Consider the following 9,741-nt stretch of genomic DNA (forward strand, 5'->3'; position numbering starts at 1 on the left):
GCAGCATCACCGTGTAATCGGACAGGTCGTAGTGCCAGTCCTGCACATCCCCGTTCTCGTGGATCTGCACGGTCATCGCGCCCAGCTCGTCGGCCGACCGGTACGCCTGCTCCCCGACCAGGTGGGACACGAACTCCCGCAAGGGTTCCCAGTGGTAGAGCGCCTTCAGCGGCGAGGAATCCGGGATCCGGTCGCACGCCACGGTGTACTCGAAGCGCATGGCGTCGCCGAGCCCGTCGGAGAGCACGTCGGCGGCCATCTCGGTCACCGCGGCGGGACGCAGGAATTCGGGCAGCACGGTGACACCGCTGACCAGGAAGTCCGCCTGCGCCCGCTCGATCACTTCGCGCAGCCGCACCGTCGACCTCCGGTCCAGCGGGTATCGATCCAGGTCGACTATGCCGTCCACCTCGCGTGCCATCGCGCCCCCTGCCGCTGGATTCACCGGATTCAGGGTATCGCGGCGGCGACCCGTTCCAGGCGGCTCTCGGTGTAGGACGCGATCTGATCGACGATCACCCGCACCCGCGCGGTGTCGTCGCCGGCCGCCTCCCACCACGGCAGCAGCAGCCGGTCCAGCCCGTGCGGGGCGGCGGCGAGCAACCGGTCGGCGACCAGCAGGATGCGTTCGCGCTGCCCGGCCTGCCGCACCCGGTGGATGGGGTCGGAGAGCACGTAGCGCAATGCCATGGTCTTGAGCACCGCGACCTCGGCGGCCACGATGCGCGGCACCTCCAGATCGGCGGCGTAGCGCGACAATTGGCGGCCGCCCCAGGCGGCGCGGGTGGCCTCGACGGCGGCGGTGGCGAAGCGGCCCACCAGATCGCTGGTCAGTCGTTTCAACGCCACCGAGGCGCGCAGGGAGCCGTCGTATTCGGCGGCGTCGGAGACCACCGGCATCTCCGAGAGCCGCTGCGCGGCGGCGACCAGCTCGTCGAGGGTCAGCGAAGGATGCTGGCGCGCACCGAGTTCCGCGAGCGCACGCTGTTCGACCGGGTCGGCCAGCGCCCGCAGATCGATGCGGCCCACGATCACGCCGTCCTCCACGTCGTGCACCGAGTACGCGACATCGTCGGACCAGTCCATGATCTGCGACTCCAGGCATTGGCGGCGCTCCGGCGCACCCTTGCGGACCCAGTCCAGGCGGTCCATGTCCACGTCGTACGCGCCGAACTTGGAGCCGGGACCCGTTCTGCCCCAAGGGTATTTGATGACGGCGTCCAGGGCGGCCCGGGTCGGGTTGAGCCCGAAGCTGACACCCTGCTCGTCGATGACCTTCGGCTCCAGCCGGGTGAGGATGCGCAGGTTCTGCGCATTGCCCTCGAAACCGCCGTGCGCGTCGGCGAACTGGTCTAGCGCCTTCTCACCATTGTGGCCGTAGGGCGGATGCCCGATGTCGTGCGCCATCCCGGCCAGATCCACCAGGTCGGGATCGCAGCCCAGACTGTCGGCGATGCTTCGGCCGATCTGGGCGACCTCCAGCGAATGCGTGAGCCGGGTGCGCGGGGTGTCCCCGTCGCGCGGGCCCATCACCTGGGTCTTGTCCGCCAGTCGCCGCAGTGCCGCCGAATGCAGCACTCGCGCCCGATCCCTGGCGAATTCGCTGCGCCGGGCCGGGCACGGCGACCAGTTCAGTCCCGCCGTCCGGTCCGTTTCGGGCACCATGCGCTCCCGATCGGCCTCGGAGTACACACCGTCATAGTCGATACGCGCGTTCATCACTCACTGATCCGCCGTGTATTTGAAATCCGCCGAGAAATGCGTCAGCTGATACCACAGCAACGCGAAGGTCTCCCGGAAGATGCCGTGCGCCTGCGATTCCCGGGTGTACACCGCCGGGCCGGTGCGGGTGGGCGCGGTCCAGGCCGACAGCCCGGCATCCCGCGTCATGGTCCGGACCCGCAGCGAATGCCACGGGTCGCTGACCAGCACCACCGACGACTTGCCGCGCGCCAGTAGCGCTCTCGACACCGCCTCCACGCTCTGCAGGGTGTCGGAACCGGTTTCGACGGCCAGGATCCGATCCTCCGGCACGCCACGGTCTTTCAGATAGTTCTTGCCCGACGCCGCCTCGGTGTAGTTGTCACCGATCTGCTTGCCGCCGACCGTCACGACCATGGGAGCGATCTGCTTGCGAAACAGCTTGTACGCCTGGTCCAGTCGCGCCTCGAACACCGAGGACGGGGTGCCGTCGTATTGCGCCGCGCCCAGCACCACGATGGCGTCGGCCGGGGTGTAGTCGTCGATGCGGGCCACCTGCCAGACCCGCACGGCGGTACCGCCCACCACCAGCAGGCCCATGAGCAGCGCGCCGGCCAGCAGCCGGCGGGCCCAGCGCAGTACGCCGTTCCCGCCCGGGGGGTTGACGGCGGACATGTCGCGGACCAGCCGGTCCGGTTCGGTAGGGCGGTTCCGGAGTTTCACCAACCGCGTCGCCGCCACTCGGGCAACTGCGGTCGCTCCACTCCGAGGGTGGTGTCGTCGCCGTGACCCGGGTAGACCGCTGTGTCGTCCGGGTAGCGGCCGAAGAGTTTGGTCTCGACATCGCCGAGCAGCGAGGTGAACTGCTCCGGCGAGAGGGTGCGGCCCACGCCGCCCGGGAACAGCGAGTCCCCGGTGAACAGGTGGGTGCGGCCGGCGCCGTCGGTCAGTGCCAGGGCGACCGAGCCGGGCGTGTGGCCGCGCAGATGGATGGCTTCCAGCTCGAGTTCGCCCACCTGGATCTTGTCCCCGTCCGCGAGCAGCCGGGCCGGGGTGACGGGCAGCGGCTCGGCGTCCAGCGCGTGGGCGGCGGTGGGCGTGTCGGTCGCCTTCACGACCTCCGGCAGCGCGACCCAGTGGTCCATGTGCTGATGGGTCGTGACGATGAGTTCGACTCGGCCCGGCGCCTCCTGGCCGATGAGCTCGAGAATCCGGTCCGCCTCGTTGGCGGCATCGATGAGCAGCGTCGCACCGGTGGTGGTGCATTGCACCAGGTAGGTGTTGTTGTCCATGCCGCCGACCGACATTTTCACGATGCGCGCGCCGGGAACCTCACGCTGTTGCGGATTGGAACCGGGCGAGACATGGCCCGTGTAGGGCGAATCGATCGTGATCACGCCCCCGATCGTAGTCATGGCCGACGACACAGTGTGCAGAAGAAACCGACCCTCCGCGTTCCACAGTTAGATTCGAGGCATGCGGCTACCGAAGCAGCTGTTCCTCTTCGCGATCGGCTTGCTGTTGGCCTCGGCCCTGGTCGGCGGGCGGGCCGCGTCGGCGACGGCCGAAGCGCCGCTGCGGCTGCCCAGCTATGTCACGGACAACGCGGGCGTGCTCGACCGAGGGCAGACCGCCGAGCTGCAGCAGGCCATCGACTCGCTGTACTCGCGCGACCGCGAACGGCTGTGGGTCGTCTACGTGCGCGATTTCAACGGGATGGACTCGCATTCGTGGGGTGAGGAGACCGCGCGGCTGTCCGGGTTCGGGGATCGGGACGTGCTGCTGTCGGTGGCCGTGGACGATCGGGCCTACGCGTTCACCGGGACCGTGCCAAAGTCGGTCAGCGACAAGGATCTGGACAAGCTGCTGATCGATCAGGTCGAACCCAGATTGCGGTCCGGGGATTGGGCCGGGGCCGGGCTCGCCACGGCGAGCGGGCTGTCGCACGCCATGAGCGGGTCCGGCGGCGTCGGCGTCGGGCCGCTGCTGATCCTGGCGCTGGTGGTGGTGCCGGCGGTTTTGGGCGTGTGGTGGTGGGCACGACGGCGCAAGACGCGGCGGGAGCGGTCGGTGATGGACTCGGCCCGCAAGACCGATCCGACCGATGTCACCGCGCTGGAAGCCCTTCCCTTGGTCGTCCTGGACGCCCTGTCCAAGGAGACCCTCGTCGACACGGACAACGCCATTCGCACCAGTGCCGAGGAATTGCGGCTGGCCACCGACGAATTCGGGGCCACCGCCACCGCGCCGTTCACCGCCGCGCTGACGGGCGCGAAGAACGCGCTGGCCAAAGCGTTCTCGATCCGCCAGCAGCTCGACGACGACATTCCCGAGACGCCCGACCAGCAGCAGCGGATGCTGATCGAGCTGATCAGCAGCTGCGGCAGCGCGAATCGGGAGCTGGACGCCAAAGTCGGCGAATTCGACGCCATGCGCGATCTGCTCATCAATGCCGGGGACCGGCTGGACGCGCTGACCCGGGCCATGGTGGAACTGACCGCGCGGCTGCCGAAATCGCAGGCCACGCTCACCCAGCTGGTGGCCGAGCATCCGGCGTCGGTGCTCGCGCCCATCCGCGACAACGTGGGCATGGCACAGGAGCGAATCGGGTTCGCGGAACGGACGATCGAGGACGGTCGGGCCGCGGTCGCGAAACCGGTTGGCCGGCAGGGCGCGGCGGTCGGGGACATCCGCGCCGCCGAATCCGCCGTGGACGCGGCCCGCACGCTGCTCGACGCGGTCGACACCGCGGCCATCGATATCGACCAGGCCCGCGCCGGATTGCCCGCCCTCATCGAGGAACTGCGACGCGACCTGGCCACCGCGGCCGGTCTGTCCGAACACGGTGGGTCCGAATTGCCCAGTGCCACAGCGGAAGCCCGCACCGCTCTGGGCCAGGCCACCGCAGACGCCGCCACCAACCCGCTCGGCGTCTTCCGGCGGGCCATCGCCGCCGACGCCGCCCTCGACCAGGCCATCGCCTCCGCCACCGACCGTAAGCGCGCCGACGACGAACTGCGTCGCCGCCTCGACCAGACCCTGACCGCGGCCCGCGGTCAGGTCAATGCCGCGGCCGACTTCATCAGCACTCGCCGCGGTGGCGTGGACGCCGAACCCCGCACCCGGCTCGCCGAAGCCGAGCGCAGCCTGGCCCAGGCCGAGCAGCAAGCCCTCGCCGATCCGGCCCAGGCCCTCCAATCCGCCCAGCGCGCAGCAGAACTCGGCGCCCGCGCCCTCCACACCGCCCAGGCCGCCGTCCGCGACTGGCAGGCCCAGCAGCAGCGCGTCAGCTCCGGCTCCCAGACCGGCGCCATCCTCGGGGGCATTCTCATCGACGGCATGCTCCGCGGCATGGGCAACGAATACCGCAGCGGCGGAGGCGGTTTCGGCGGTGGAGGCAGCTACGGCCCGGGCTCCTTCGGCGGCTCGGACGGCTCCCGCCGCATCAGCCGCGGCGGCCGCTTCTGAGCACGAATCCGTCCGGTTCACCAGTCGGAGCCGGTGCCACCCGATCCGGTGTTCGCCAGAATCGTTCCGATGAAGTTGATCGCCCGTGGGCATCCACAGCAAATGAGCCAGGTACCGGGTCGCTACAGCCAGCCGAGGCGTTCGGCGGCCTTGACCGCTTCGGCCCGGTTTCGTGTGCCGGTCTTTCCTATTGCGGAGGACAGGTGGTTGCGGACCGTGCCTTCGGAGAGGTGGAGTTGTTTGGCGATGGCGCCGGCGGTCGCGCCGGTGGAGGCCGCTGCGAGGACTTCGCGTTCTCGGGCGGTGAGGGGTGAGGTTCCGGCGGTGAGGGTTTCGGTGGCGAGGGCGGGGTCCACCACGCGCAGGCCCAGGTGGACCCGGCGGACGGCATCGGCCAATTCCCGTGCGGGCGTGTCCTTGACGACGAAGCCGGAGGCGCCGGCGTCGATGGCGCGGCGCAGGTAGCCGGGGCGCCCGAAGGTGGTGACCATGAGGATGCGGACCTCGGGGTGGGCGGCATGCAACTGCGCCGCGGCCGAGATGCCGTCCTGACCGGGCATTTCCACATCCAGCAGGGCCACGTCGGGCGCGGTGCGGGCGACCGCGGCGAGGACCTCGTCACCCCGGCCCACCTCGGCGACCACCTCGAGGTCGGGTTCGAGGCTGAGCAGGGCGGCGAGCGCCCCGCGGACCAGAGCCTGGTCGTCGGCGAGCAGCAGTTTGATCATTCCGGCTCCTTGATGGTCGCCGGAAAGCTTGCCAGCACCCGCAATCCGCCCTCCGGCCGGTTGGCGAGGGTGAGGGTGCCGCCGGTGGCCTGCACCCGCTCACGCAGCCCGGCCAGGCCGGAGCCGGTGCGCGCGGCATCGCGCATGCCGACGCCGTCGTCGGACACCTCGATGCTGGTGGGGGTGACCCGCACCAGGCAGTGGGCGGCACCGCTGTGCCGCACCACATTGGTGACCGATTCGCGCAGCACCCAGCCGAACACCACGCTGTGGCGGATGGGCAGGTCGTCGGAATCCGGTAGCTCGGCCTCGATTTCAGCGGCACGCAGCGCGGTGCGGGCATTGGCGAGTTCGCCGGCCAGCGACACCTCGCGCAGGCCGCCGACGGTCGTGCGCACCCCGGCGAGCGCCTCACGCGCCAGCCGCTCCACATCGGCCATCTCGGTTTTCGCGCGGTCCCGGTCGAGCTCGATGAGTCGTTGCGCCAGTTCGGTTTTCACCGCGATGATGGTCAGCGAGTGGCCGAGGATGTCGTGCACGTCGCGGCCGACCCGCAGCCGTTCCTCCGCCACCGCCAGCTCGGTGAGCTGTTTGCGGGCCAGGTAGAGCTGGTGATTGCGCATCAGGATCACGCGGATGCCGCCGACGGCGAAGCCCGCCAGCGCGATCGACTGGATGAGCCCCCAGTCCGGTGGCTGCCCGGTGACCAGCTGCGGCACCGTCCCGAACACCACGATCAGCGCCAGCTCCAGCGGGATCGCCCACCGGACCGGGGCGCTGAAGCCGATATAGGAGGCCATATAGACGCTCATGCCCAGCACCGAGGTGTGCAGGGTGACCGCGGCCGCCGCGATCAGCGCTGCCTGCACGACCAGGGGAACGAAGACCGTCCGCGGTTCCGGGTCGGGCGGCCACGCCCCGCCGACCGGCCGGCCGCCCCGCACGATCCGCCAGTAGGACCAGATGTAGCAGGCGCCGAAGGCCACGATGACCGCGAGCGTGTACACCCGGGCGACCGGGCTGTCCAGCTCCCAGCCCCGCCGCAGCGGCTGGATCAGATACACCGCCCACACCGCCGCGAACAGCGACCCGAATCGCCGCCGTCGCCGAATGCCCTCTTCCTCCGCGTCCACAGAGCCGGACGCTACACCGAACAGGACCGGCCGGGCAGAGTGCTCTGCCGGTCCGGCGTCCCGGGATCGCTCAGCGTGCGGTGTCACGGCGGAAGAGGTAGGCGGAGCCGAGAGTGAAGATCGCGGCCCAGGTGACGACATTGGCGATGGCCAGCACGATGCCCACGGCGCTGGGTTGCGCGAACGGGGCGCGGGCGAGAACCGCTATTCCATTGGTGGGCACCAGTTTCGAGACGATGTCGAGCCAGCCGTGCAGCGGGTTGAACAGGCCGCCGGCGAAGGACAGCAGCGCCAGGGAGACGCCGAGCAGCTGCATGACGTTCTCCGAGGGCAGCAGGTACCCCATGAACAGTCCGAAGGCGGCGAAGACGAGTGAGCCCAGCCAGGCGATCAGGAAGCAGCTCACCCACGCCGACGCCGACAGGTGTGCACCGAACACGGCTCCGACCGCGAAAACCACTGTCACCGAGAACAATCCGAGCACCATGGCGACGGCGATCTTGGTCGCGATGTAGGCCGGCGGGTGCAGCCGGGTCAGGCGCAGCTGGCGGCTCCAGCCCGCCGCGCGTTCCACGGCCACCCGGGCCGCGCCGGTGGAGGTCGCCAGCAGCGCGCCGTAGACGGCCATGGAGACCATGACGTAGCCGGTGGTGTTGCCGGAACCCAGTCCCCGGCTGCGAAAGTCGGCGCTGGCGCCGAAGATGATGAAGAACAGCGGCGGCATCACCAGCGCGAACAGGACGGTGCGCTTTACGAGGCGGACGGTCTCGCCGACGATCAGGTCCGGCAGCAGGCCGCCGGACTGCATGACCGCCGAAACCAGGCCCGCGGCAATGGCTTCCGCGGGCGCCGCGCCGAACACCCGCACCTCCCCCGCGTCCGGCCGGGCGAGACCGAGCAGCATATCGATGGTGGTCGTCTTGCCCGCGCCGTTGGGCCCGAGGAAGGCGACGATCTCCCCCGGCCGCACGGTCAGATCCAGTCCGTCCACGGCGCGCACGGTCCCACCCGAGGTGGCAAAAGTCTTGACCAGCCCTCGAATCTCGATGGCCGGTGCAGCCCCGCCCCCGGGCCGCCGGACCGCGATACCGTCAGCAGTAGCGTTCATAGCTCTACTGTCGGCGGCCGGGAGCCTCGGCGCCTGCGTCGTCCGTCATCGGTCGGGCATGACAGATGTCATGGCAGGGCCGGGAGGCCGAGGGCTAGGCGGTGACCGTGACCGTGTGCAGGCCGCCCGGGCCCAGCGGGAAGGGCGCGCGTTGGGCCGCGTCCTGGACCTCGCCGGAACGGCTGGTCACCCGGGCCTGGAGGGTGTGGGTACCGGGCGGGAGGTCGACGAGGGTGCGCCAGCGGCGCCAGGCCGCGGGCGCGAGTTCGGAGCCGAGTTCGACCGGGAGCCATTCGGTTTCGTCGATACGGATCTCGACCCCAGCGACCCCGTGGGGCGGGGCCCAGGCCACGCCCGCGACCGTGAACTTGCCGGAACCCGCCGCGCCGCTGGAGGCCACGTCGATGCGCGCCTGCGGGCGCACCCACAGCGGCTCGACCGGCCAGCCGCGCTTGCACCAGTAGTCGACGTGGGTGTCGTCGGCGAGTTCGAGCTCGGTGAGCCACTTCGCGCCGGAGTACTGCCCGTAGATGCCGGGCACGAAAACCCGTGCGGGGAAGCCGTGTTCGGGTGGCAGCGGTTCGCCGTTCATGCCGATGACCAGGTAGCCGGGCCATTCGCCGGTGCGCAGCCGTTCCAGCGGCAGCGAGATGGTGTAGCCGTCGACGGCGCGGGTGACCAGCCGGGTGGCCCCAGCTTCGGGGACGGCGTGGTCGAACAGCGCGGTCAGCGGGACACCCAGCCAGCGGGCATTGCCGCAGCGGCCCGAGCCGGCCGTATTGTGCACGCAGACCATGACGGCGTCGAATTCCACGGCCTGCTCGGCCAGATCGGCCAGCGACAGCCGCAGGTGGTGGGCGACCCGGCCACCGATGGTCAGCCGCCACTGGACGGGGTCGATACGCGGCGGCCGCGAATTCACATCCGCCACATAGAATTTGGCTGCGGGTGTGATCAGCGGCGACAGACCCGGTTCCACTCCGAGGCCGTCCTCGGGCACCGGTGCGTGCGCGCCCCTCGGCCCGGACCGCCGGGCCAGCTCGCGGTAGCGCAGGTCCGCACGCCGCACCAGCACCTCGGCGGCGGCGAGCATGCCGGTTCCCGCTGTCGCCCAAAGCAATTCGTGACGGGAAGGGCGTCGAATCCCGGCGCGGAGCAGTGCGGCCGCCGCCAGACCGCCGGCCGCCCCGGGCACCGAGCGGTTGGCGCCGCGCAGTGCCGCGGCCGCGGTTCCCGCGCCGAAGGCCATGGCCGCGGGGGTCCGCAGCCGCGGCGGCAGCAGGGCCATCCCGGCGGCCGCGGCGATGCCGCCGAGGGCCACGCCGAGCCGGGTCATCTCCTTGTCGTGCTCTCCGGCCTGCGCCACCATGGTCTCGACCACCGGCACGGGCGCGTAATCGGCGGCCAGCCGCCCGATGCCGTCGAGCACGGATCCGCCCCTGGCCGCGGCGAGCAGCTCGCCCGCGCCGAGCGCACCCAGCCCCACCGCCGCCGCCCCCAGCAGCCGCCGCGTCACGCTGTCCGACACTTGCCCGTTCACCGACACTTGCCCGAACCTCCAGTAACCGATCGGGTTTCCAGCGCCCATTCTTCCCCAGTCACG

9 protein-coding genes are annotated in these 9,741 nt (G+C 70.6%); 1 reads left to right on the top strand and 8 read right to left on the bottom strand.

Annotated elements, in window-relative coordinates; translation table 11 throughout:
• The 4 genes from ON33_RS26300 to ON33_RS26315 form a co-directional block, all read right to left on the bottom strand.
• Positions 1-445, bottom strand: a 445-nt coding sequence (locus ON33_RS26300) for a HalD/BesD family halogenase (protein WP_218001515.1), incomplete at its 3' end; no start/stop codon positions are given.
• A gap of 5 nt (positions 446-450) precedes the next feature.
• Entirely contained in the window at positions 451-1,719 is a 1,269-nt protein-coding gene (locus ON33_RS26305) for a deoxyguanosinetriphosphate triphosphohydrolase (protein WP_040861885.1), read from the bottom strand.
• A gap of 3 nt (positions 1,720-1,722) precedes the next feature.
• The gene (locus tag ON33_RS26310; RefSeq protein WP_040861886.1) at positions 1,723-2,376 is read right to left on the bottom strand and encodes a YdcF family protein; all 654 of its coding nucleotides are present in this window, start codon (positions 2,374-2,376) and stop codon (positions 1,723-1,725) included.
• Positions 2,377-2,420: 44 nt separating this feature from the next.
• Positions 2,421-3,116 carry an MBL fold metallo-hydrolase gene (locus ON33_RS26315; protein ID WP_040861783.1) on the bottom strand — a complete coding sequence of 232 codons (696 nt, stop codon included), beginning with the start codon at positions 3,114-3,116 and terminating at the stop codon, positions 2,421-2,423.
• A 61-nt stretch (positions 3,117-3,177) separates the two neighbouring features.
• Here ON33_RS26315 and ON33_RS26320 point away from each other — a divergent pair, with 61 nt between their 5' ends.
• The gene (locus tag ON33_RS26320) at positions 3,178-5,169 is read left to right on the top strand and encodes a TPM domain-containing protein (RefSeq protein WP_040861784.1); all 1,992 of its coding nucleotides are present in this window, start codon (positions 3,178-3,180) and stop codon (positions 5,167-5,169) included.
• 122 nt (positions 5,170-5,291) lie between these two features.
• On the opposite strand, the gene ON33_RS26325 is transcribed toward ON33_RS26320, so the two are convergent.
• The 4 genes from ON33_RS26325 to ON33_RS38605 form a co-directional block, all read right to left on the bottom strand.
• Positions 5,292-5,897 (bottom strand): response regulator transcription factor, encoded by a 606-nt coding sequence (locus ON33_RS26325; protein ID WP_040861785.1) that lies wholly within the window; start codon positions 5,895-5,897, stop codon positions 5,292-5,294.
• Entirely contained in the window at positions 5,894-7,030 is a 1,137-nt protein-coding gene (locus ON33_RS26330) for a sensor histidine kinase (RefSeq protein ID WP_040861786.1), read from the bottom strand. Before ON33_RS26330 ends, ON33_RS26325 begins: the two co-directional genes overlap by 4 nt.
• A 70-nt stretch (positions 7,031-7,100) precedes the next feature.
• The gene (locus tag ON33_RS26335; protein WP_083869318.1) at positions 7,101-8,138 is read right to left on the bottom strand and encodes an ATP-binding cassette domain-containing protein; all 1,038 of its coding nucleotides are present in this window, start codon (positions 8,136-8,138) and stop codon (positions 7,101-7,103) included.
• 94 nt (positions 8,139-8,232) lie between these two features.
• Complete coding sequence (locus ON33_RS38605; RefSeq protein WP_218001516.1) at positions 8,233-9,678, bottom strand: molybdopterin-dependent oxidoreductase; 1,446 nt, start codon at positions 9,676-9,678, stop codon at positions 8,233-8,235.
• Positions 9,679-9,741: the final 63 nt, after the last annotated feature.

Source organism: Nocardia niigatensis NBRC 100131, from assembly GCF_000308655.1.
Lineage (GTDB): Bacteria > Actinomycetota > Actinomycetes > Mycobacteriales > Mycobacteriaceae > Nocardia > Nocardia niigatensis.